We start from the raw sequence: 23,994 nt of genomic DNA, 5'->3' as shown, positions 1-23,994 counted from the left end.
CCATTACGGAGTGCCGGCTTTTTTTATCTCTTCCTGATTTTTATAAAACTGAGGAAAGCAAGTGCAAGCGCCAAAACGGTATATCCCGCTATCGGCCAAATATGCTGATGAAAGGAAGAGTAATCTCCGGATATGACTTCCTGGGCCAGCTCGATCGAGTGAACAAACGGTAAGGCATAAGCGATATGTTTGAATGTGTCACCGAGCAGGCTCACCTCCATCCAAGCTCCGCCCAGAAATTGCACGAGTGTAATATAAATCGTTCCGATACCTGAAATTTGTTTGTCCGTAAACACAGCCCCTAAACATAAACCGAAGAAAACGGACATCATCGCAATCGGCAGCAAGACAGCGATACCTGCGAGAAGATTCATCCACTCGGCGGATAAACCGGCAGCAGCAGCTGCGATAAAACAAATGACGATTTGTAAAATGGCTAACGGCAGCATCGGCATTGCGTAACCGATAACATAATCGGCTGTTTTTAAAGGGGAAGCAAACAAACGGGTCAAAAGGGCGGTCTGTTTGTCTTTTGCGATCAGCAATGCAGAGAACATCGTAAGGAAAGCGAAACCGAAAACAATGAGTCCGGGTGCTAAGTGCTGAATTTTAAAGGTATCAAGCGGCGCATTTTTTTCAATCGCCGTAAACAGAAACAATAGAATAACAGGCAGTGCGATTCCAAGGATGATAGATAAGGGATCACGAAAAATCTCTTTGCGGTTGCGAATGGCGAAATCAAGCATAAAGACCCGCCTCTCCGTCACAAATCGCTAAAAAGGCATCTTCAAATGTGGCTGAATGTGTTTGTTTTTTCAGATCCTCCGCCGTGCCCAGTGCTTTTAAAGTCCCATTTTCTAAAATGCAAATACGGTCTGCCAGGGCTTCAGCCTCCTCTAAATAGTGTGTTGTTAAAATAATCGTCATGTCTCCCTTTAATGTCTCAAGATTTTTCCACAACTCGCGGCGTGAACGGACGTCCAGCCCTAATGTCGGCTCATCTAAGAAATAAATATCCGGTTTTGTAATCATTCCCATTGCGATGCTGAGACGGCGCTGCATTCCTCCTGATAAGGTTTTGGTTTTTGCTCTTTCTTTCTCTTTTAATTGAAACAATTCAAGCATCTCATCTGTTCTTTTTTTGCTTCTTTTTTCGGAATTCCGTAGACTCCGGCTATAAACTCTAAGTTTTCCCGTACGGTTAGATGAGGAGCGATGGCTGTTTCCTGCGGGGACATATTCAATTTCGGTTTTATTTTATCCAGATCAGTCAAAATACTGTGTCCAAGCACTGATGCATCACCCTCATCCGGAGAAAGGAGTCCGCAAAGCATATTGATTAATGTCGTTTTTCCGGCTCCGTTCTCACCGAGTAAAGCGAAAAATTCCCCTTTCTCAACTGAGAACTCAAGACGGTCAACGGCGGCGGTTTCTTTATAATGTTTCGTTAATTGCTTCAGCTCAATCGCGTGCATTTACTCATCCTCGCTATCTGCGTCGATTTGCTTAGCGTTTAAAATATCTTTTGCAAACTCGAAAAAGAGTTCTTGTTTAACAAGTGCGATACCTTGCTGGTCATCCCCAAGCATAAGCAGTGAATCCCCCGGATTTATATCGAAAACATCTCTTGCTTCTTTAGGAATGACAATCTGTCCTTTTGTGCCCACTTTAACAGTCCCGAATATGTGTTTTCCTTTTGGTGCTGTCATGTTTATCCCTCCGAAATATGAATTGTATTTTTTGTGTGAATTGTAATACTTCGTATACTAAACATACATTAACCTTCCATAAAATGCAATAAAATTCATGAAATAGTATGATTTTCATAAAAAAAGCACTCCTGCCATATCAACAGGAGTGCTTTTGATTTTATTGTTTTTATTCCTTTATCATTTCCAGATGGGGGATGCCCGCATCGAGAAATTCTTCGCCGGAAGTGACGCGGTATCCTTGTTTTTCGTAAAACGGAACCGCCTGCGTCTGCGCATGTAAGATAAAGCTGCCGGCACCCTTGGCTGCAGCCGCTTTTTCAAGCGCCTGCATCAGGATGGCCCCGACGCCTAAAGAACGATGGCTTTTCATTACGCAGATGCGCTCTAATTTTCCATGCCCGTCTTTCAAGCGCCATCTGCCGGCTCCGACCGGCTGGCCTCCGTCATAAATGACTATATGCTCTGACGTGTCTTCGAATTGATCAATCTCTTCTTCTTCCGGAACGTGCTGTTCTTTCACAAAGACCTCTTTTCTGACGAAAAAAGCGTCATTCAGCTGTTTTTCAGTTTTTACGATGATGGATTCCAAGCAGTTATTCTCCTCCGCCTAATAAAAATGTTTCGTACACAGTCCATGAGCCGTTATCCAGCTGATAGAGCAGGTGAAAACGGTCGATGACTTCTTCGTGGGAAATGTCCTGCATTTTCAGCTGTCCGAGTACGTCGGAATGTTCATCTGACGACAGCTTCTGGCCGACCGTGACATGCGGAACGAAGCTGTATTCCGGCTCGCCGGATAATGCTCCTGAGTAGCATTTCTCACTCAGAGATTTTAATTCCTCCGTCGGCTCTGCTTTCATATATATCACATTATTCACAGGAGAAAACGAGCTGTATTTTGTGATTTTCAGAACGAGCGGATGCGACTCTTTCGCCGTCTGTCTCAGCTGTGATACGACCTGCTCGATTTCCTGTTCTGTCGCTTCAAACGGATCTCTTACCGTCAGATGCGGCGGAATGAGCGCGTAGCTCGGATCGTAGCGTTTCCGGTACGAATTGGCGAGATCCTGTAATTTTTTTGATGGAAATAAAACAATACCGTATTTCATGAAAGTTCCCTCCTTAAATGAATGGTTACAGCATTTTTTTCAGCGCCGGCGTGATGAGCGGCTGCCAATAGGTCCATTTATGATCCCCGTCGAAGGTTTCATACGTGTATTCGGACTGTTTGCTTTCCAGCAGCTGTTTGAGCTCTTCGTTCGGCGCGGTGAAATCAAGAACCTGACCGTCCGTCGTGTGGACGGCGGTTTCTTTTTCTCCGATTTGATGATAAACGGAAATCTGTTTGAGATCCTCCGACTGCCGGACGGCATCCAGCACGTGCCCGTCAACATACGGAGACTGCATGATGACGTTTCCAAACATATTCGGATAGTCAATCGCCGTCATGAGCGAAACGGTTCCGCCGAGGGAATCCCCGATCATGGTGCGGCCGTATCCGACTTGATAAGTCGGGTATTCTTTGTCGATAAAAGGAACGAGCTCATTGGCGATAAACCGCTTATATGAGGCGAACTTAGAGCCTTCTGGATGGTATGTGTTTCTTCGCTCCCGCACATTTTTATAAGGGACGCCGATAATGATGCAGCGGTCAATTTCCCCTTTTGACATAAGCTCTTCCGCCTGACGCCCGATTCTCCCTAATCTGAAATAATCATGGCCGTCCTGAGCGATGACCGTATGATATTTATACAGGGGGGAGAAGGTGGCGGGCAGGTAGACCAAAACGGTCATTTCCTCTTCAAGCTCATGGGAGAAAAGTGTTTTCTCATGAATGATTCCGTTTTTTGATGCCACTTCGCATTCCTCCAGGCCGCTTCTTGTCTTGATGGTTTTTTCCTATTGTACCATGAATTATTAGAAATTTCTTTCTTCAGATGCACTTCTTGCGAGAGTTCAGATAAATAAAAAGTTGTTGAAATCCATTTTATAGTGCGTTAATATAGAACAATCAGAAAATACAAAACAATATTCTTATCACGAGAGGTGGAGGGACTGGCCCTTTGAAACCTCAGCAACCGGTTTGCTTTGCCGCGGGAAGGCAAAGTGCCAAGGTGCTAAATCCAGCAAGCGATTCACATGCTTGGAAGATAAGAGGAAGAGAAAAGCTCCTTCTTCTTATGAAGAGGGAGCTTTTTTATTTTTGAAAAGGATGGTGCTTACTGATGACGCAGCATGTTGAAACAAAATTAGCCCAAATCGGAAATAGAAGCGAAGAAGCAACGGGAACGGTCAGTCCGCCGATTTATCTGTCCACCGCTTACCGCCATAGAGGAATAGGAGAATCTACAGGTTTTGATTACGTGCGCACGAAAAACCCGACACGCCAGCTCGTCGAAGACGCCATCGCCGTGTTGGAAAACGGTGCGAGAGGATTTGCTTTCAGCTCGGGAATGGCAGCCATTCAAACCATTATGGCTTTATTTAAAAGCGGGGATGAATTGATTGTATCCTCCGATTTATACGGAGGCACGTACCGTTTGTTTGAAAACGAATGGAGAAAATACGGCTTAAGCTTTATTTATGATGATTTCAGCGATGAAGACTGTTTACGCTCCAAAATAACGGAAAACACGAAAGCGGTATTTGTTGAAACGCCGACAAACCCGTTAATGCAGGAGGCGGACATTGAAAAAATCGCCCGGATTACGAAAGAAGCCGGCCTGCTTTTAATTGTGGATAATACGTTTTATACTCCGGTGCTCCAGCGCCCGCTTGAACTGGGAGCGGACATCGTCATTCACAGCGCCACAAAATATTTAGCCGGGCACAATGATCTCCTTGCCGGTCTGGCTGTCGTTAAGGATGAAGAGCTCGGCGACATCATGTTTAATCACCAAAATGCGATCGGCGCCGTTCTCCCGCCGTTTGATTCGTGGCTTTTAATGAGAGGGATGAAAACACTCGGACTCAGAATGCGCCGTCATGAAGAAAACGCCCGTGAACTTGCAGAATTTTTAGAACAGGAAGAAGAAATCGCCGACGTGTTATATCCCGGAAAAGGCGGGATGCTGTCTTTCCGGCTGCAAAAAGAGGAATGGGTCAATCCGTTTTTAAAGGCGCTGAAAACGATCTGTTTCGCAGAAAGTCTCGGCGGGGTGGAAAGCTTTATTACATACCCCGCGACGCAGACGCACATGGACATTCCGGAAGACATCCGTATCGCAAACGGCGTCTGCAACCGTCTGCTGAGATTTTCAGTGGGCATTGAACATGCAGAAGATTTGAAGCGGGATGTAAAGCAGGCATTACAGCAAGTAAAAGAGGGGGCCGTGTCATATGAGTAATCACAATTGGACGCTGGAAACCCAGCTCGTGCACAATCCATTTAAAACAGACGGAGCCACCGGAGCCGTCAGCGTCCCGATCCAGCATGCTTCCACATTCCATCAGTCTTCATTTGAAGAATTCGGGACATATGACTACAGCCGCTCAGGCACACCGACAAGAACAGCGCTTGAAGAAACGATCGCAGGTCTTGAAGGCGGAACGAGAGGCTTTGCTTTCAGCTCGGGAATGGCGGCGATTTCGACGGCGTTTCTGCTCTTATCCCAAGGCGACCATGTCCTCGTCACGGAGGATGTGTACGGCGGAACATTCCGCATGGTGACTGAGGTTCTGTCCCGTTTCGGGATCGAACATACCTTTGTCGATATGACGGACACAGAAGCGGTCGCCCGCGCCATCCGGCCGAACACGAAAGCCATTTATATGGAAACACCGTCAAACCCGACGCTCGGCATCACGGATATTAAGGGCGTCGTCAAACTGGCAAAGGATCACGGCTGTCTGACATACCTTGACAATACATTCATGACGCCTGCTCTGCAGCGTCCGCTTGATCTCGGTGTAGATATCGTGCTTCACAGTGCGACGAAATTTTTAAGCGGCCACAGTGACGTGCTGTCAGGCCTTGCTGCCGTAAAAGATGAAGAGCTCGGCAATCAGCTGTATAAGCTGCAAAACTCGTTTGGAGCGGTGCTCGGCGTTCAGGACTGCTGGCTCGTATTGAGAGGCTTAAAAACATTGCAGGTCAGACTGGAAAAAGCGAGCCGGACGGCTGAGCGGCTGTCTGCCTATTTTAACGGGCATCCCGCCGTCAAAAACGTTTACTATCCCGGCCTTGCCGGACACCCGGGAGCCGATACCCATAAACGTCAAGCGAGCGGAGCGGGCGCCGTCCTGTCCTTTGAATTGGAAAGCAAAGAAGCCGTCAAAAAGCTGGTCGAAAACGTATCGCTTCCGGTATTTGCCGTCAGCCTCGGCGCCGTTGAATCCATTCTCTCATACCCTGCAGCCATGTCGCATGCCGCCATGCCGAAAGCAGAGAGGGAGAAACGCGGCATCACAGACGGCCTTCTGCGCCTGAGCGTTGGAGTCGAAAACGCCGAAGATTTAGAACGCGACTTCGAACAGGCATTGAAAAAAATAACCCCCGCCCAAGTGAGATCATAAACGAAAAGGGCGCCGTCAATTTTGCGACGCGCCCTTTTTTATTTTAGATAAAAAAAGTGTTGACGAATGAGAAATCAGGATATATAATTATAAATGTCAGAGAGACAACAACATACCCAGCAACACATACATATCATGATTCCGTAGCTCAGCTGGGAGAGCGCTACCTTGACAGGGTAGAGGTCGCTGGTTCGAGCCCAGTCGGAATCATAGCCAAAACCCTTGCGTAGCAAGGGTTTTTTACTTTGCTTAATTATTAATTTTGTCATCATTCATCGAGTTGGGGACGAATTGGGGACGAAACTGCTTTTTTGGGCCGATTTTGAAGTACATTCGCTGTATACTTCAAGGGAGGTGAACATCGCCTTTAAGGCGGCGGTCTTTGCCGAAACCTGTCAATACAGAGAAATCCAGAAATTCCGTATCACTGAACGGCTAAAGTGATAACGATCAGCAGCTGGTTAATCCTGCTGTTTTTTTGTATTTGAAAAACGGAATATTTAGTTTTGTATGAAAAATACAGCGGAAACCTGGAGATTATTCACAACACAGGAAATGACGCATGCAGCCGCTAATGAAATCAGTTATATGACCGGTAGCAGCGAATCGACTAGATATCATTTTGCCGTCGATGATAAAGAAGTGATACAGGGGGCCCTCCATCCTAAGGCAAGAAATCATCCTTCCCCTTGCTTTCCGGTTTTTTAAAGTCAAAAGCCCATTAAAACCTGAGGGGAGAGCGTAAAACAGATTCGAACGGCGCTGTCGGCCCTTTATTAAAGCGGAAGAACTTCGGGATTGATGGAGCATATGGAGCGAAGACAGCGAATGCAGTAATTAATCAGAAAACAAAAAGCAAAAGAAAAGCATAGGGGCAAATAGTTGGAGAACCCGCTGAAGCACTTCGATTGAAAAGTTGAGCGGCATCAGTTTTTTGCTTCGGACTGATTTAGAGAAAAAGAAGTATAAGTCAGAGCCCTTCTCAAGATGAGGAGGTTTTTTTTGCAATTTATTTAAATTCACTTACATCAGTAAATGCGGCTGAACGATTCAGTACGATTCAGCTCATGTATGGTTTGAAGCCAGACGGAATTTGCGGACCAAAAACGAAAGCGAAATTGAATTAATAAAAGAAGCCCTTCTTAAAAGAGAGCTTTTTTTCTAACTATGTTGTTTAAGATGCTTTTTAATTTGTTCAGTGACTTGCTTAAGCCATTCTAATGGAGTTATATCATCTTCAGGAAAGTATATACCATCCGCTGCTTCCTCTATAAATTCATTCTTGTCTTCTTCTGAATAATCACTATTTACAAACTCAGTTAGTGCTATTAAATCTCTTTCTTTTAGTTTTTGTGATGCTTCATTTAAATATTCATCAAGTGCATTTTCCGGAGACTCTATATCTTGGTGAAAATGTCCACCGAGAAATCTAAATACAGGATCAGAAACTTTAATTTCAATCATTATATATCACCTCGTTGGGTAGCCTGTTAGTATAAAGCTACCATCTTTATTTTTCTTTAATACTATTCTAGCATTAGTCATATCTTTAACTTCATTTGAACCTTTACGAACTCCTCTACCTATAACTTCGGTTCCTCTATAAGGTAACGGTAATGGATCGTTAACATCACTTTTTAACCACTCTTCAATTTCCTTTTTATGTTTAGTTAATGTTTCATTAGCGACTCTTTCTGCAGTTGGCCTATCAGTGAAACTAGAAGAGGCACGTATCTTCTTGTTTATCTGTAGCCTCTGTAATAACTCTTCATCAGTCTTCCCAACATGTCTTTCTATAAGGTGTCCGCCTTTTGCTTCATGAGCAGCTAAACCCCCGCCCGGTGCGAGAGGACTGCTGTCTCCTTGTTTAACACTATGTATGCCGTTATTGTCAGAAGTCACAGATTTACTGAGCACACTCTCTTTCTGATCTTCAATAATACTTTTCAATAAAGGCGTATTCTTCACATTGTGAGTATTTTCAATATCCTGTGCTATTCCGGCAAGCGCGGGTTGGTACTTATTTTTCGAAACGGAATTGATATAATTTTTCCTTTTTCAATCCCGGTTTTTACATGTTTTGCCGCTGCTTTTTCACCGGCTTCCAAGACGTTATCCACTTTGGCGGCGCCTGTTTTGGCGAGCTTGCTTGATACTTTTACAGCTGAGCCGGAACCTTTTAGTCCGACGATGCTCCCGATGGCGTAACTGATGTAATGGGATCTTGAATACGCATCCCCGTTAACCATTTTATCATTCCATGAATCCGCCAGGTTTGTCCATATGATTTTTGCGTAGGAGGGTGTGTTCAATACAGCCGATATGGTTTTAGCGACTTTTTGTTCATCAGAGAGATGGTAAAAATCCCATGCGCCGACAGCGAGATCTTTGACGCCTGTTATGGTGTCTTTTCCCACATCATAAAGGCCGACGCCTATTCCTTTGACGATATCCCAAGCTGTTTCTCCGACTTCTTCGAGCTGTTTTGCTTGTTCAAGCTGCATCACATGTTGCACCTGAGCGGGTTCAAGGTTTTCATAGCCGATCTTCTTCGCGATTTCCAAATACTCATCCGGATCGGTGACACCATCGGCCAGCTTTTTCTTTAGATCCTTGATTTCCCGCTCTTTCGCTTCTTCCTTTTTAATCGTCAAATAAGCACCTGAATGTCTTGCAATCTCTCCTTTCTTCTTATGGATGTCGCTTTCTCGGTATGCCTTGGCGTTGTAGTGAAGCGGCGTGGCGCTTTTTCCTTTGCCCGTGGCATTTTGAAGCTGCTGGAAGTCAGCTTGGATGAACTGTTCGTTCGCTTCGGTTTCTGCGTATTCATTCATTAGATCGTGATCAAGTCTGCCGAGCTTATGTATTGTTTCGCTTCTTTTTTTGTCTGCTGAAGAGAGCTTCTGATCCGTGTTTTCGGTTGAAAACAATTCGAGCGAGATGATGTCTTCGATCTCACCGAGGATGGAGCGCATGTCTTTTTTCTGCTCTTCCATAATCGCCTTTGATTTACTGAGGGCATGGGTGAGCTCGTGCTCCAGAAATGATTCCTCCACATGCGAATTGGAAAGTCCGGCATCTTCGACCTTGCCGGGAAGGCTTGTGAGAAATGCGATTTTCATATCGATCAGATCAAGCCAGCTGTCTGTGACGCCGGCGTGGTCCTTGAAAAAAGCTTTGATGTTATTTGCGCCCCGGCCTGAGAAATCATTGTCACCAAGATCAGCCATGCCTTGAAACGCTTTTTTCAGATTAACCATCTGGCCGCGCAGTTTTTTGTATTCACCCGCGCGCTGTTTGGCGGCGGCCAGGAGGGTGGTTGCTTCGAAAACTTTCATGACCATATCCTTTCATGCGAAATACTTCAACAAGATATTACCATGGAGGAATGAGGTCAATGTACTATCTAAAATGGTAAAACGAATCATTTGACTCACTTCTTTGTCCTTTTAATTATGTGATTAAGCATTTGAGAAGAGAGCTTATGGATGAGAAACCGGAGTGCAGGGAATTACTCGGCAGCGTTTGAATTAAGTGAATTGGAAAGATTAAGCCGGTTAAAAAGGCTGGAACATATTTTTAGATAATGAATAGTAGTGTGTAAAAGATGAAAATGGCGTAATTCAAGATGCAGGTGAGTTATTAACCGGAATTGATATATTAACGGAAAATAATGTATAATGTACCAGGCAGCTTTGAACTCATTGAAGGTGATGAAGATGAAGAAATGGAAAGTTTTTATAAGATAAATCCTAGCTGAAGAGACTTGATTGAATGAAAATTAACATAAGTCTATTTACCCTGTTCTTTTTAGGAGGAAGGTATGTCAATATTAACAATAATAGAAATCGCATTAGTGGCAACTGTATTAGGTTTATTTGCATGGACTTTTAAAAAAGAGAAAAATACTGATGAAGATGTATTCAATTATGCTAGATATATGATTTATTTGCTTGTAGCTGAAGTTGCATTGTATGCCGTGTTTCAGATGGTTTAAGTTTAATAAACACGTTTTTACTCTAACAAAGAGAGATGTGAACAATGATAAATATCTTAACTAATATCTTAAAAAATGACAGATTAGATGAATACCCATTATTACATAGAGAGTCCCGATTTCTGGGGTAGCATATAGTGTTTTTAGAGAAGAAGAGTTTATTGGAATGAGGTGGATGGCATTTGACTAAAAAAATCAGAGACAGAATGCCCCGTTTTAACCTATAAATCTAATGATTAAACACTGGAGGTTTTTGTATGAATAAAATTACCAATACTGGCAAGATGCAAGATATTGGTGGTATTAAGCTCTATTACGAATTTTTTGAAAGGCAAAATGAAAACATTACAGTCATATTTGAATCAGGGTACGGATGCCCTTCTGCTTCTTGGGACCCTATAAAAGGTGAAATTTCAAAATTTGCGCAATTTTTCATCTACGATAGAGCAGGTTTAGGAAAAAGTGAAAAAGACGATAGACCAAAAGACAGCAAGCAGTCTGTTGAAAATCTTCGTACCCTTTTACAAAATGCGAATATTAATCCACCATTTATGCTTATAGGGCATTCATTTGGAGGAGCAAATGTAAGGTTATATGCTTGTACATATCCAGAAGAAGTAGCAGCGGTTATTCTCTTAGATTCCTGCCATGAAGATCAAAACAAAATTATGCCACCACTATTTAGTGAAGAAACAAGATCTCTTTACTTTAATCAATTTTCAGTAGAAGGTTCTTTAAGTGAAATTCAAGATAGTTTTGAACAAATAGAAAAATGCACATCATTAGGAGATATTCCACTTATAGTTGTCAGCGCTGGTTTACAGTCTTATCATACAACTGAATCCTTCGCTGCGTGGAATCTATTTCAAAGAGACTTTCTGCGTTTATCAACAAATAGCAAACATATTGTTTTGAAGAATGCATCCCACGGTCTACATGTTGATCAACCCCAGATTATTGTTGACATTATTAAAGATACATTGAAAGAGATACATGAATAAGTTTAGTTTAAAAACTCTAAAAGCAGTAGATGAGGGCAGTCTTGTATTGGTTAGAATAGGTAGCAATCCTTAAACACCGTATCAAAAGTGCTGGATTGCACGGAATGGAAAATTCTATAAAGCGATATATTTAGACGTATCGAAATTATTTCTTAGAGGAGAAAGCTTATGGATTTACTTAATTGGACTTACATTATATCTACAATTATAGGAGCTGCTGGGTTCATAAGTTTATTGTGGTTCTCTTATTTTAATGATAAAGGTGAAAAATAAAGCAGAGCATTGAGTGAATTTGTATATTGACTATGAAGATCAACGCTAAAAAGTAAGGGGGGGATTAATGATGACAGAAGATTTTTATTGCGATGAAGTATTAAGCGGAAAAACAAAAGTAAATAAAGTTTTAGAAACCGAGAATGTATTGGCGTATCATCATACAAGACCTTTTTGGCCGGTGCATATTGTTGCTATTCCTAAAAAACATATCTCTTCTTTAATCACTTTGGAAGAAGACGACAATGAACTTTTACTCGAGTTGCTGGGTGTGATTAAAAAGGTTGCGGCGAAGGTGACAAAAGAAAGTGGTTCTTGCAGGGTGCTTACAAACTTAGGAGATTATCAGGATTCAAAGCATCTGCATTGGCATATAGCTTCAGGAGATCCATTGAGATAAAAGAATCCTTTTAAAGTGGACTCCAAGGAGCAGTTGATTCTAAATAGCCAAAAATTGAGGATATAAAATGAAATTGTATAATGAATTTATAAATATAGCTAAAACTCTTAATAAAGAGTTAGACATTACTCCATTATTATATGGCTCTTTAGGTCTTGAAAAGGTAACTGGGTTGAACTTTTCACCAGAAGATATTGACATCCTTATTCCTTTAATATTTTTAGAGGAACAGTGGGAAAAACTTAAAAAAATTATGGAACTGCAAGGATATAAATTGGTTGATTTACATGAGCATGAATTTAGGAAAACTAATACTAAAATAGGCATTGCTTACATTGAGGATTTAAAACCATTTGCAGATGTAGACTATCATAACCTAGGGGTTTTTGAAGATGACGGAGCCAAATATCATTTGCTGACTATTGATGATTACCTCAAGGTTTATAATATGTCTTTATTAGATGGGTATAGAAGAACAAAGAAGAGTAATAAAGATCAAAGTAAAATTAACATATTGAATAAACTGATACAGTATTAATTAAATATTTGTACATTAACATGGCGGCAAAACCATCACCTCTTCAATCCATTTTTACATCTCTTCGTTTGGAGTTCAATAAAGAAATATCGGCCGCATACTCAAGACCCCCTCACCATTAACTTTGAGGGGGTCTATTTTATTTATCTTATTAATTTGAAATATGCGTTGACCAGCAATTCATATTCAGAAAGATCAATTGTTTTTAGATTCACCGTTCTTTTTACTATCGGCAATCTTTTTGTCGACTAAATCACTCTGTTTAATTTGAACGGTTGTTAGAACATCATGTGATGCACCTCCTTTACAAAGCATACACACATATGAGAGGGCTGAAATTCACCCCTATGAATTGGGATACGGCTTCTCGCATGGAACCAACATGCGGCAACTGGTCAACAGTTTTAAAAACTTCATCATAACAGGGAAATGCGGCGGGCATTGGGAATATAAAGGAATATAGGCTTACAGCAATGAAGGATGTATGAAAATCCGTCAGACGGCGAAGGAAAGGCAATCTCCATGTGTTGTGACAGTTCGAATGCGGGTGTATGGAACTTCCCATTCATCCGAGTTATGTCAGAGGGACGAAAAGACTTTTTTTGAGGAGGAAGCGGAATGATTGAATTTACACGGCCATCACCTATGAAGAAAACATGCACGATGCACCCGGGAAAGGAATCTGTCAGATCGGTTTCGTTTACTGATTTTAACGGCAATTCTGTAACAGTAACCCTTTGTCAAATGTGTCTGGCTGAATTAAAAATGAAAGCCGCGACTGAATACAGGAGCATGACAGAGGAGCGGGCCAAACTGAATCGTTTCAAGATTGGTGATCGTGTGTATTTAGAGCATTTGGGAGTCGTCAGCGAGATAAAAAACATGGAAGGCGTTCAAGTGGCAAACAGGACAGACACAGACGGAGTCCGAAAGGCTACCCCTAAGGAAATCGCAGAATATAAAAAACAGGGGAAGCAATGACGGTGAAAAAACGATTCAGTCAATTATTTATCAATTGTGTTACTTATGAGAGCGGCGGCCGTTGCGCCGCCTGCTTCCGCCGCGTGGTCCAGATGGCAAAATGAATTCGGGTAGAGCGGCGGGGCGGCTCCGGCAAGAAATCAAACGCTGTATCACATGGGTTCTTCTCGAAATATCTGCCGGAAATTAAAATTTCAGCTGCTTTCCTAACTGTCACGGAAAACATCTCACAGGAAATATATTGACTTTCATCCTGTTTGTAATGTTAATTAGAAGATGTATACAAAAACATTATAATGAGGAGGTCTGGATGTGAAAAATAAAACGAGAATACAAGTTGGACTATGCATTGGACTTTTATGTTTAAGCTTTACCGGTTTCAATCCTTTATTCGGCTCAGCGCATGCTGAAGCGAAGTCTATAGAAAACACAAAAATGACAAGCTGTATAACGAATCAAAAATTTGTTCAGCTTGAGAAAAAATTTGATGCCAGGCTTGGGGTTTATGCGATTGATACGGGTTCAAACAAGACAATCGCCTATCGCCCGAATGAGCGGTTTGCTTACGCATCAACCTATAAAGTTCTGGCCGCAGCTGCTGTTCTGAAGAAAAGCTCAAATGAAAAACTTAATGCCATCATCCGCTACAGCAAAGACGATTTAGTTACATATTCTCCAATCACAGAAAAACACCTGGATACAGGCATGAGCCTGAAAGAAATCTCAGAAGCCGCTGTCCGTTACAGCGATAATACTGCCGGGAACCTATTGCTGCAGCAGCTTGGCGGCCCTAAAGGTTTCGAAAAGTCATTGAAACAGATCGGGGATCATGTAACGAAAGCGGATCGATTCGAGACGGATCTAAACTCTGCGATTCCCGGGGATCGTCGTGACACAAGCACAGCAAAGGCACTGGCAACCGATCTTAAAGCGTTCACTTTGGGTAACACTCTCACGACTGACAAGCGCACGATCTTAACGGATTGGATGCGGGGCAACGCTACCGGCGATGAACTGATTCGGGCAGGCGCTCCTGCAGGATGGGAAGTCGGCGATAAATCCGGAGCCGGAAGTTACGGGACGCGAAACGACATTGCGATCGTGTGGCCGCCTGACAGAGCCCCGATTGTTTTGGCAATCCTGTCAAACCGATTTACGGAAGATGCCGATTATCATAATGCTCTTATCGCTGAGGCTGCAAAAGTCGCTCTTAATGATCTTAAATAAACATTGCCGTTCATTTTTATGGACGGTTTTTTATATGTTGAGAATGCGGTATGCCGGTTTCGATGTTATAATGTAAAGCCATAAAATGATGGGAAGAGGGGGAGTTTCGATGCATTACATAACGGCATGCTTAAAAATTATCAGTGATAAAGACCTTAATGAAATAATGAAGGAATTCAAAAAACTTGAGGAAGAAACGAACAAAGAAGAAGGCTGTATTCAGTTCCATGCTCATCCGCTTGAACCATCAGAACGCAAAATTATGCTTTGGGAGATTTGGGAAAACGAAGAAGCTGTTAAAGTCCATTTTACGAAAAAGCACACAAAAGACGTTCAAAAACAAGAATTAACGGAAGTAGAATGGTTAATGAAAAGCAATGTGAATGAGTAAAAGGCTTTGTATGTTGTTGGCTGACTCTGCCGGTAACAATCATCAGTTTCATTCATTAAAACCCTTGCTGCGCAAGGGTTTTTTACTTTGAAAAGTTCTTTATATCGCAGTCTTTTTATGGGTAAGGAACAGACTTGGAATGAAGATGGCCGCAAGGATGATGACGGATACTAAGAATCCGGCATGGTAGCCTTTTAAACTGTTCGGAATCGTTGGCTGCAATCCTTGTATGACAGTTGCGGTAACGGTTGCGATCACAGCTGACCCAAAGCTGGAACCGAGGTTTTCAATCATATGAATACCGACACCTGCTTCCGGAAGCTGTTTGCTGTCAAGACCTGTATAAGCGTCACTCATGAATGGGAGCATAATTCCTCCAAAACTGGTGCCGCGGATAAATAATACGACGGAAATCCAAATCATACTTGTGTTATCGGTGATAAAAATAAGGGGGATAGATCCGATCAGCGAAAGAACAAGACTGACCGTAACCACGTATTTCGCACCGATCTTATCAATCATTTTTCCGATCAGCGGACGAGTCACGAGCATTCCGACTCCTTGAGGGATTAAAGCGAGTGCTGCTCCGACTGCCGTGAACTGACGAATGTTTTGAAAAAACAGCGGAAGTATTAACATCGGCCCCATGATGGCAATATTCGCTAAGAACAACCCAATTGAAGAAGCTAAGAAGCTCTTGTTTGCAAACAAATTCATAGGCAGCACGGTTTGGTTTTTCTTGATCAGATTATATACAAGATAAATGACTGCTGAAACAAGACCGATGCCCGCCCATAAAATGGTGTCGCTATTGTTAAATGATGCATGATCCGCCGCTTTCGTAATACCGTACATCAATGCCGCGCTCATTAATGACAAATTGATAATCCCGAAAATATCGAGTTTACGATCTTTGTTGAATGGTTCAAAGTCTGGAATGGTTTTCATCATAAGCGGTGCGGCAATCAAAGTGATGAACACGTTGATGTAAAAAATCCAATGCCATGAAGCGCCTTGGACGATGAAGCCTCCGATGACAGGTCCTAAGATCGGGCCGAAGATCATAGGGGTGCTGACAATTGCCATCACTTTTCCCAGGTTTTCCGGACCTGCCGTTTTAACCAAGAGTGTTGACATAAGCGGAGTGATAATGCCGGCGCTGAATCCTTGAAGCAAACGGAAGAAGATGAAGCTGGAAACGTCACGGCTCATTCCCGCAAAAACAGAAATGACACCAAAGGCGATGACTGAGCCGATGAAGATTTTCTTACCGTTATATTTATTCATAAGCCAGCCGGATACGGGTACTGCAATCGCAAGTGCTAACATATAGCCTGTAACGGACCACTGAATGGTATCCAATGTTGTGTTGAAGTCTTTGGTCAGTTTGGCGATGGCGATGTTTACCATCGTAGAGTCAAGCATTGGAGCAATTGCTCCCAGTGCAATAGCCCAGGCGGCTGTGAGAACTTCTTTTGGCATCCGAAGTTCCTTTCTTTTATGTGTTGACATATTATTCTCCTCTCAAAATTGCTGTATTTGTTTCCTTGTCAACAAAATAATAGAGTGATTTTGTTTCTTTGTCAACAATAAGAGGGATATAAAAAGGCAGCCCGTTTTCATGGAGCGGGGCTGCCTATGGTTTTATTCCGATTTGATGTCTGCACCAAGTTTCTTTATTTCTGAATCCAAATGCCTGCTGTATGTTTCCACGAAGCTCAGCATCGTGTCAAATTGTTCATCAGTTACTTGTTCAAACACGATTTTGTCCCGTTCTTGAAACTCTTTGTGCAATTCCTCGTGAATTTTATAAATGACTTTTCCTTGCTCGGTAAGCCTGAAATAGATTTCTTTCTTGTTAAGCGGCTTCTGATAGCTTTCGATAAGGCCTTTATTGATAAGCTTCTTCGTTAATTTACTTATAGCGCCTCTTGTCATATAAAGGGACTCCGCAAGTTTTGTCACATTGGCCTCTTCAATTTTTTCGATGAATTCGATGCAATGCACTTCAGAAGGTTTATGCCCCTTAAGGCTTTCTTCCATCTTCAGCCTATTCAGCCACACCATCTTGTTAAAAAAGTCCCTGAAATTCGTGAGGAGCTGTTCTTTTTTGTCCATGGCCCGTCCTCCTGCTTGGTGGTGCTTACACAATATTATAAAATGTTTGTTTCTTTTTCAACAATCGTAAAGTTATTATTTAGGAACTGAGAGATAGTGCGCAGAAATTAAGAAGGAGGGGGAACAGAAGAAGTTTTTTATTTAAAAAGCGGTTTTTTAACCGAAACGTGGTTTTTCGGGTATGTTTCTTTCCGTATTCGTTACTTGCTCTTTTTCATAACAGGCCAACTCTGCAGCCTTACAAAAAAGCAGGCTGCGAAAAGAGCCTGCTTTAGAATTGCATCAATCATTTTCCTGTTGCGGCGTCATGAAAAGCGTCAATTGCGGTTGTGTATTTCAAGACGTTTTTAGACACTTTGGCGGTTGCGCCTAATGGATATGCGTCTGACAGAACGCTGGAGTGAGCTTCGGGTTCCCAGTAAAATACGCCGGTTCCTTTGCCGTTCGGAACGGCTTTCACCAGTTTTATGGTGTCTTTTATGGTCCAGTAGGAATCTTTCGGATTATTTTCATCTCCGCCCAGTTCAACCACCATGACTTCCTTGTTGTAGCGTGAGGCGATATCATTCAAATTAGATGATAAATGGCCGGTGAGCTCCCAGTACGGCTTACCTTCCCAATAGGGATAGAACGAAACGCCGATGATGTCGGTTTTTCCTCCGTTTTTAAAGAATTGATCAAACCACCATCTGAATAGGCTGTTGTCCGTGCCGTGTGCCAAATGGCTGATTACCTTGGTGGCCGGGCTGACGGATTTCACGGCGTCATAGCCTTTGTTCAGTAAGCCGGTCAATTTGCTGAAATCGCTCGTGCTGCCGTCGGGCAGTAAAATTCCTGAATTCATTTCATTTCCTACTTGCACCCAATCAGGGGAGATGCCGTGATTTTTAAGTTCTTTCATGACATCGTATGTATGGTTATACACGGCTGCCTGCAGCTGGCTGTTTGAATAGCCGGTCCATTGGTTCGGCTTGATCTGGTGGCCGGGATCAGCGAACACGTCACTGTAATGGAAGTCAACCATTACTTTCATTCCTAACGCTTTTGCCCTTTTGGCCGCCGCAAGTACGCCCGCTTTGTCACTATAGCCGAGCATGGTCCATGTTGTGCCGTCTTTCAGCCAATAATAGCTGCTTGGCGGATTCACAAACACTCTCAGTCTCACGGCATTTATTCCGTGATCTTTAAGAATCTGCAAGGCATCTTTCTGTTTCCCGCCGTCATCCAGCCAGCGCACACCTTCATCCTCCATTTGTTTCAGCCATCCTATATCCGCGCCATAGGCAAACGGGGCATCCGCTTTTGCTTTAGGAGACTTCTCAAAGAATGTAAAAGCGGTGAAAATGAGAGAAAGACAGATTGCGTTTACAAATACACGTTTCAATCGGTTTTTGAACATCACAATACCTCCTGATAAAAAAGATTGTTGATTGATTTCACTCTGAATGTTTCAGCTGCCATTCTCCAATAACGTCGTGAAACGCTGAAACGCCTGAATTCCTTCGGGTGTCATTTTAAAAACGCCTGCATCGGTCAGCGCGCGTAAAAATACATTCGCGGTTTCTTTTTGTAAAACAGCGGCTGCATTTTCCGGTGTCACGTCTTTATCCGCTTTGATGTTTTCGGCCCACGGAAGATGAATGTCCTTGATGTCATGAGGTTCATTCAGTAAATACTTTTTCACTTCTGCCAGCTCATCTTTCAGGCGGGGAGGTAAAACGGCGAGCCCCATCACTTCAATCAGACCGATATTTTCTTTTTTGATGTGATGAACGTCTTGATGCGGATGAAAAATGCCATCCGGATAATCTTCGGAGGTGCGGTTGTTTCTGAGAGCGAGATCAATTTCAAAATCCGTTCCCCTGCGTCTGGCAATCGGGGTGACGGTATTATGGGGTTCATTTGTCTTCGCGATGATGCTGACGGTTTCGTCTGAATATTCCCGCCACTTTTCAAAAACATACGCAGCGGCATCTGTCAGCAAATCCGGATCTTTTGCGCGAAGGCGGATCACTGATACCGGCCACTTTACGGTTTCGGCCTGAACGTCTGGAAAATGACGCATATGAAAAGGGTAGAGGGAACCCGCTTTTGCCATCGGAAACTCATGGGCGCCGCCTTGATAATGATCGTGTGAAAGAATGGAACCTCCTACGATCGGCAAGTCTGCGTTTGATCCCGCAAAATAATGTGGGAAGATTTCCGTAATGGCCAGAAGCCTTCTGAAGCTGCCACAGCTGATGTTCATCGGCTTGTGCACGCTTGAAAGAAAGATGGCATGCTCGCTGTAATACGCATAAGGAGAGTATTGAAACCCCCACTGTTCTCCCGCTAAGTCAAGCCTGATGATGCGGTGGTTTGAACGGGCGGGGTGATGCGGTGTTCCGGCATACCCCTCGTTTTCCATACAGAGCAGGCATTTCGGATACCGGTTTTCCGGACTGTTTTTACCGCGGCGATGTCTTTGGGGTCTTTTTCCGGTTTTGATAGATTAATGGTGATGTCCAATTCCCCAAAAGGTGTTATTGAGCGGTACACGATATTTTTTCGAATGGCCCGCGTCTTAATATAGTCGTTGTTTTGGCTCAGTCGGTAAAAATAATCTGTTGCTTTTTTCGGGCAATCTGATAACAATTCGCTGAAGGCGGCATTGATCAGAGAAGGGGCCGGTGTGATCACGTCCATGATTCTGCTTCCCAGCATGTCTCTTTCAGCCGGCGTATCGTTTATGATTGACCGTTTTACCGCGTCTTTCACCATTTCGTCCACATAGTGAAGCCTGTTTTGTTTCTTGATACGTTTCGGTTCTGCATAATCCGTCAGTCCGAGCAGATCGAGAAGTCTGTTTCTTGTATAAATCACATCTGTTCCATTTATGTCGCCTAAGACAGTGCTTTCTTTCAGAAACCCTGCCACTGATTCAAAAACGTCAATGACCGCCGCCTCCATTTCATTTGTCCTTGTATCCGTTAGGATGATGCCGATGCCAATTCCATGCTGACGCAATGATTTCCGATATGTCCGTTTGTTTCGGATTCCAGCCGAGAATGTTCCGCGCTTTATCGCTGGAAGCGATGAGGGCGCTTGGATCACCGGGTCTTCTTGCGGCCGCTCTTACTTTTATGTCTCTTTCGGTCACTTGCCGGGCCGCTTCCGCCATTTCTGATACAGAAAACCCGCTGCTTGATCCTAAATTGAAAATGCCGCTGTCTCCGCCGTTTTGCAAATATTCCAGAGCGAGAATATGGGCATCGATTAAATCGGAAACATGAACATAATCGCGAATGCACGTGCCGTCTTTTGTATCATAGTCAGTGCCGAATATCAAAACCTCCTCGCGCTGACCGAGCGCGGTTTGTAAAAGGATAGGGATAAGGTGGGTTTCCGGATGATGATCTTCTCCGATGGAACCGTCCGTTTTCGCGCCGGCAACGTTAAAATACCGAAGCGAGACATATTTTATGCCGCAGGCGGTTTCACACCACTTCAGCATTTTTCTGCCATGAGTTTTGATTCGCCGTATGCGCTTTCCGGCTTTTCAGGCATGTCTTCTGTGATGGGCACTTTTTCAGGTTCGCCGTAAACAGCGGCGGATGAAGAAAACACAATGTGTTTCACCCCGAATTCCTGCATGACCTCCAGCGTAATTTGCGTACCGTACACATTATTATTGAAATATGAAAGAGGGTCTTTCATTGATTCGCCGACAAGGGATTGAGCGGCAAAATGGAGAACGCCTGTTACGTTCTCCTTCGCAAACACAGAGCGAAGAAACGGTTTGTCACGGATATCTCCATGGTAAAAAACGGCTTTTTCATGAACGGCTTTCCGGTGGCCTGTCTGGAGATTATCCACAGCTATCGTTTTAAATCCTTTGTTTACTAATTGATCAACCGCATGAGAACCGATATAGCCGGCTCCGCCGAGAACGAGAATCGCCATGATTTATTTTCCCCTCCATTCAGCCGCGCCATCGCTTATATCCGCGATGTAGAAAGAAGCTTCAAGACCTGTCCTGCTGCGGTATTGAGATGAAACGGCGCGGATAAAGCCGGCGGTTTCTTCACTTTCCACAATGGCTATGGCGCAGCCGCCGAACCCCGCGCCCGTCATCCGCGCTCCGAGTGCTCCTTCTTTCCAGGCTGCTTCAGCGAGCGCGTCTAATTCGTCACCGGTCACTTCATAATCATCGCGTAACGAACGGTGGGACGCATTCATCAGCTCCCCGAACGTTTTCAAATCATTCGATTTGAGAGCTTCCGCGGCTGAGAGGGTCCGCTCGTTTTCATTGACCGCGTGCCGGGCTCTTTTACGCAAAGTTTCACAGGAGAGAAGGGGTTCGAGTTTGTTGAATTCTTCTCCCGTCAATTCCGCAAGTGATGCGATATTCCGATATTGCCGCAGTTCCGTGAGAGCCGCGTCGCATTCGCTGCGGCGTTCATTATACTTTGAAGCCGCCAGCTCCCGGCGCTTGTTCGTATTCATAATGACGATTTTATATCCGTTAAAAGCAGCCGGAATCATTTCGTGCTCAAGCTTATCGCAGTTTAACAGAATGGCCATGTTCTTTTTGCCTTTTTGCACTGCGAATTGATCCATAATCCCTGAATTCACGCCGATAAATTCATTTTCGACTCTTTTTCCGATAAGCGCCAGTTCAGTATCGGAAACATCCAGGCTGAATAACTTTCTTAAAATGGAACCGGTTAACATTTCAATGGAAGCAGAGGAGCTTAAACCGGCTCCGTTTGGAATCGTACCGTGAAAAAGAATATCCATTCCGCTGTCTATTTGGCCGCCGGCTTCAAGAAGATAATGGATCATCCCCTTCGGATAATTGGCCCAGCCGTCTTCTTTTTTGTATGCTGTGGCGGAAAGATCAAGGCAGACAATGCCGCTGTCAGGAAAGTTTTCTGAGTATAACCGGATCTGGTGATCTTCGCGTTTTGCGCATACGGCATATGTTCCGATCGTAATCGCGCATGGAAGAACGTGGCCGCCTATATAATCCGTATGTTCCCCGATCAGGTTGATCCGGCCGGGTGCGAAAAACAGTTCTCCGTTACTTCTCTTGAAAATGTCTTCGAATCTTGATTTCAAAAGTTTGGCATCCATGATAAACCTCCGATTCTATTTTGAGGTATGCTCCAGTATGAACTGAATGGCTTTTTGTGAATTTCTGGTGAGGCTGATATATTCCGCTCCTTTCGTTGCGATGAGTTTCACATGCAGGCGGTCCGCATCTTCTTTAATGTCATCATAATAAGAGCCGACTTGCGGAGCCAAAATGATCATATCGAAGTCTTTCATGATGTCGTAATGGGATCCGTAGGCGCCTGCTGAGGCGGTGATCGGCACGTTGTATTCTTCGGCTCCTTCTGTCAGTGCGTTCGCAAGCATGGCGCTCGTTCCCGCTCCGGCGCACAGCACTAACACATTGGTGCCGTGTTCCAAGGCGGATGAGGATTCCTGAAAATTTGTGCTGATGACGGAAGCCGCGTCTTCTGAGGCGCCGACTATTACGGGCTGTATCTCCCGGGATTTTTGCGGCGCGGTTTCAGGCTCGGTATGTTGGGCTTCTTCCGCCGCTAATACTTTGTCATAAGCTTTACAGAATGGCAGGTATATCAGGAAATCGACAATGATTAATACAGCCGTCAGAACAAAAGCCGAGAGCCCCATGCCGGTTCCGAGAATCAAGCCGGCGGGCGCCGGGGTGGCCCACGGAAGAACATACATAAAACTGTTCATTCCGATGACATCCACGAAAAATTTAAACAGACAGACATTCACCATCGGCGTTACAACAAACGGAATGAAAAAATAAGGATTTAAAATGATCGGCGCAGCAAAGAGAAGAGGTTCGTTTACTGCGAAAGACACCGGAACTGCGGATGCTTTTCCGACTGCTTTCAATTGCTTGGATTTTGCGAAAAGCAGAAAGATAAACGGAACAACAAGGGTTGCGCCGGTTCCTCCCATTGTGCCGACGAAGTTCCCGAGTCCGACGGTCAGCACGTTGGACGCCTGCTCACCGGCATTATGAAGCTGCAGGTTCGCCTCCACATTTGCGTAAATAATAGCTGCGATGGCCGGCTCCACAATAGATGGTCCGTGAACGCCGACAAACCAGAACAGCGCCATCATTCCCCAAATGACACAAATCCCGAGATAACCGTCTGCGGCGGTAAAAAACGGCGATAAGAGAGAGGAGAGAGCCTCTGCAAAAGATACGTTCAGCGTATTCCTGATCAATAAATCAACGATCACCATGGCCAAAACGGAAAAAGCGAACGGAAAAACATCTTTAAATGTTTGTGAAATGGTACCCGGCACTTCTTTGGGCATTTTAATCGTAATATTTTTCAGCACGCAGAATCTGTAAACGTTCACTGTTATGAAAGCGGATACAAAAGCGGCTAAAAGACCTTTTGTGCCGAGATATTCCGTGGAGAATCCGCCGTCGATTTGAGTGACGCTTAAAATGAGAAACCCGACGACTGAAGCAAGCAACGCTGAAACGGGGTTGATCCCTTTGTTTTTCGGCATTTTTCGGTTCATTGATTCACTCAGGCATTTCGCACTTGTTGCCGCAACGATCAGACCGAGGGCGCCCATTGAATAGTTATAAACTTTCCAAAGCCATTCAGAAACACTTTTAGGCCAAGTGAAACCCAACACTTCCGGCACAGCGGCGGTGAGGATGAAAATGCTGGCGAATAAAATAACCGGCATGGCAGTTAAGAAGCCGTCGCGGATCGCGCCTAAATAAATGTTTCTTGAGATTTTTTCAAAAAACGGTTTTCCCTTTTCGATTTGCTTGATGATACCGTTCATTTTT

General features: G+C 43.9%; 20 protein-coding genes, 1 tRNA gene, 6 pseudogenes and 1 riboswitch. Of the genes and pseudogenes, 12 read left to right on the top strand and 15 right to left on the bottom strand.

Going from position 1 to position 23,994, the window contains the following annotated elements; translation table 11 throughout:
- Positions 1-23: 23 nt before the first annotated feature.
- The 6 genes and pseudogenes from D368_RS10345 to D368_RS10320 all read right to left on the bottom strand — a co-directional run bounded on the left by D368_RS10345 (position 24) and on the right by D368_RS10320 (position 3,569).
- Positions 24-746, bottom strand: a complete 723-nt coding sequence (locus tag D368_RS10345; protein ID WP_031378512.1) for an ABC transporter permease — start codon at positions 744-746, stop codon at positions 24-26.
- Positions 739-1,475, bottom strand: a pseudogene (locus D368_RS10340) (ABC transporter ATP-binding protein). The gene D368_RS10345 and the pseudogene D368_RS10340 overlap by 8 nt, the downstream one beginning before the upstream one ends.
- Entirely contained in the window at positions 1,476-1,709 is a 234-nt protein-coding gene (locus D368_RS10335) for an AbrB/MazE/SpoVT family DNA-binding domain-containing protein (RefSeq protein WP_003154973.1), read from the bottom strand.
- A 169-nt stretch (positions 1,710-1,878) separates the two neighbouring features.
- Positions 1,879-2,301, bottom strand: coding sequence for a GNAT family N-acetyltransferase (locus tag D368_RS10330; RefSeq protein WP_071391987.1), 423 nt, complete (start codon positions 2,299-2,301; stop codon positions 1,879-1,881).
- A 4-nt stretch (positions 2,302-2,305) separates the two neighbouring features.
- Entirely contained in the window at positions 2,306-2,821 is a 516-nt protein-coding gene (locus D368_RS10325) for a YjcG family protein (protein ID WP_003154969.1), read from the bottom strand.
- Between the two features lie 25 nt (positions 2,822-2,846).
- On the bottom strand, positions 2,847-3,569 hold the full coding sequence (locus D368_RS10320; RefSeq protein WP_060675072.1) for an esterase family protein: 723 nt from the start codon (positions 3,567-3,569) through the stop codon (positions 2,847-2,849).
- Between the two features lie 174 nt (positions 3,570-3,743).
- A riboswitch (SAM riboswitch) is annotated at positions 3,744-3,869 on the top strand.
- A gap of 68 nt (positions 3,870-3,937) precedes the next feature.
- Here D368_RS10320 and D368_RS10315 point away from each other — a divergent pair.
- From D368_RS10315 to D368_RS10300, 4 genes and pseudogenes are all read left to right on the top strand, one after another.
- On the top strand, positions 3,938-5,059 hold the full coding sequence (locus tag D368_RS10315; protein WP_052585709.1) for a methionine biosynthesis PLP-dependent protein: 1,122 nt from the start codon (positions 3,938-3,940) through the stop codon (positions 5,057-5,059).
- Positions 5,052-6,227: a cystathionine beta-lyase gene (gene metC, locus D368_RS10310; RefSeq protein WP_101562906.1), complete on the top strand. Its 1,176-nt coding sequence runs from the start codon at positions 5,052-5,054 to the stop codon at positions 6,225-6,227. The genes D368_RS10315 and metC overlap by 8 nt, the downstream gene beginning before the upstream one ends.
- Positions 6,228-6,364: 137 nt before the next feature.
- A tRNA-Val gene (locus D368_RS10305) sits at positions 6,365-6,437 on the top strand.
- Between the two features lie 329 nt (positions 6,438-6,766).
- Positions 6,767-6,881 (top strand): annotated as a pseudogene (locus tag D368_RS10300) (N-acetylmuramoyl-L-alanine amidase); the annotation flags it as partial.
- Positions 6,882-7,388: 507 nt separating this feature from the next.
- On the opposite strand, the gene D368_RS10295 reads toward D368_RS10300, so the two are convergent.
- Both D368_RS10295 and D368_RS10290 read right to left on the bottom strand, forming a co-directional pair.
- The gene (locus D368_RS10295; protein WP_061862081.1) at positions 7,389-7,691 is read right to left on the bottom strand and encodes a contact-dependent growth inhibition system immunity protein; all 303 of its coding nucleotides are present in this window, start codon (positions 7,689-7,691) and stop codon (positions 7,389-7,391) included.
- 6 nt (positions 7,692-7,697) lie between these two features.
- Positions 7,698-9,565, bottom strand: a pseudogene (locus D368_RS10290) (T7SS effector LXG polymorphic toxin).
- Between the two features lie 485 nt (positions 9,566-10,050).
- Between D368_RS10290 and D368_RS20125 the strand changes: the two are divergent.
- The 8 genes and pseudogenes from D368_RS20125 (at position 10,051) to D368_RS10255 (ending at position 15,035) form a co-directional block, all read left to right on the top strand.
- Complete coding sequence (locus D368_RS20125) at positions 10,051-10,224, top strand: hypothetical protein (protein WP_022553538.1); 174 nt, start codon at positions 10,051-10,053, stop codon at positions 10,222-10,224.
- A 257-nt stretch (positions 10,225-10,481) separates the two neighbouring features.
- Positions 10,482-11,225 (top strand): alpha/beta fold hydrolase, encoded by a 744-nt coding sequence (locus D368_RS10280; protein WP_101562908.1) that lies wholly within the window; start codon positions 10,482-10,484, stop codon positions 11,223-11,225.
- 340 nt (positions 11,226-11,565) lie between these two features.
- The gene (locus D368_RS10275) at positions 11,566-11,898 is read left to right on the top strand and encodes an HIT domain-containing protein (protein ID WP_014417482.1); all 333 of its coding nucleotides are present in this window, start codon (positions 11,566-11,568) and stop codon (positions 11,896-11,898) included.
- A gap of 67 nt (positions 11,899-11,965) precedes the next feature.
- Positions 11,966-12,436 (top strand): nucleotidyltransferase family protein, encoded by a 471-nt coding sequence (locus D368_RS10270; protein ID WP_017417559.1) that lies wholly within the window; start codon positions 11,966-11,968, stop codon positions 12,434-12,436.
- Positions 12,437-12,776: 340 nt separating this feature from the next.
- Positions 12,777-12,896: pseudogene (locus tag D368_RS20120) on the top strand (hypothetical protein); the annotation flags it as partial.
- A gap of 158 nt (positions 12,897-13,054) precedes the next feature.
- On the top strand, positions 13,055-13,417 hold the full coding sequence (locus D368_RS10265; RefSeq protein WP_128574776.1) for a hypothetical protein: 363 nt from the start codon (positions 13,055-13,057) through the stop codon (positions 13,415-13,417).
- A gap of 306 nt (positions 13,418-13,723) precedes the next feature.
- Positions 13,724-14,644, top strand: coding sequence for a class A beta-lactamase (gene bla, locus D368_RS10260; RefSeq protein ID WP_101562909.1), 921 nt, complete (start codon positions 13,724-13,726; stop codon positions 14,642-14,644).
- 109 nt (positions 14,645-14,753) lie between these two features.
- A complete protein-coding gene (locus D368_RS10255) occupies positions 14,754-15,035 on the top strand; it encodes a putative quinol monooxygenase (RefSeq protein ID WP_003154950.1) in 282 nt (93 codons plus the stop codon).
- A gap of 99 nt (positions 15,036-15,134) precedes the next feature.
- On the opposite strand, the gene D368_RS10250 is transcribed toward D368_RS10255, so the two are convergent.
- The 7 genes and pseudogenes from D368_RS10250 to D368_RS10220 form a co-directional block, all read right to left on the bottom strand.
- Positions 15,135-16,547: an MDR family MFS transporter gene (locus tag D368_RS10250; RefSeq protein WP_101562910.1), complete on the bottom strand. Its 1,413-nt coding sequence runs from the start codon at positions 16,545-16,547 to the stop codon at positions 15,135-15,137.
- Between the two features lie 132 nt (positions 16,548-16,679).
- A complete protein-coding gene (locus tag D368_RS10245; protein WP_071391980.1) occupies positions 16,680-17,153 on the bottom strand; it encodes a MarR family transcriptional regulator in 474 nt (157 codons plus the stop codon).
- A gap of 286 nt (positions 17,154-17,439) precedes the next feature.
- Positions 17,440-18,552, bottom strand: a complete 1,113-nt coding sequence (locus tag D368_RS10240; protein ID WP_069473341.1) for a glycoside hydrolase family 53 protein — start codon at positions 18,550-18,552, stop codon at positions 17,440-17,442.
- A gap of 51 nt (positions 18,553-18,603) precedes the next feature.
- Positions 18,604-20,102, bottom strand: a pseudogene (gene galT / locus D368_RS10235) (UDP-glucose--hexose-1-phosphate uridylyltransferase).
- Position 20,103: 1 nt separating this feature from the next.
- Positions 20,104-21,095, bottom strand: a pseudogene (gene galE, locus D368_RS10230) (UDP-glucose 4-epimerase GalE).
- Between the two features lie 3 nt (positions 21,096-21,098).
- A complete protein-coding gene (locus tag D368_RS10225) occupies positions 21,099-22,268 on the bottom strand; it encodes a galactokinase (protein ID WP_128574775.1) in 1,170 nt (389 codons plus the stop codon).
- A 15-nt stretch (positions 22,269-22,283) separates the two neighbouring features.
- Positions 22,284-23,990, bottom strand: a complete 1,707-nt coding sequence (locus D368_RS10220) for a PTS lactose transporter subunit IIBC (protein ID WP_128574774.1) — start codon at positions 23,988-23,990, stop codon at positions 22,284-22,286.
- Positions 23,991-23,994 lie beyond the last annotated feature (4 nt).

The sequence above is a fragment of the Paenibacillus lentimorbus NRRL B-30488 genome (genome assembly GCF_000411595.1).
Lineage (GTDB): Bacteria > Bacillota > Bacilli > Bacillales > Bacillaceae > Bacillus > Bacillus velezensis.
The sequence above is the reverse complement of the archived record's forward strand: the minus strand, read 5'-3'. Positions and strand labels throughout refer to the sequence as shown.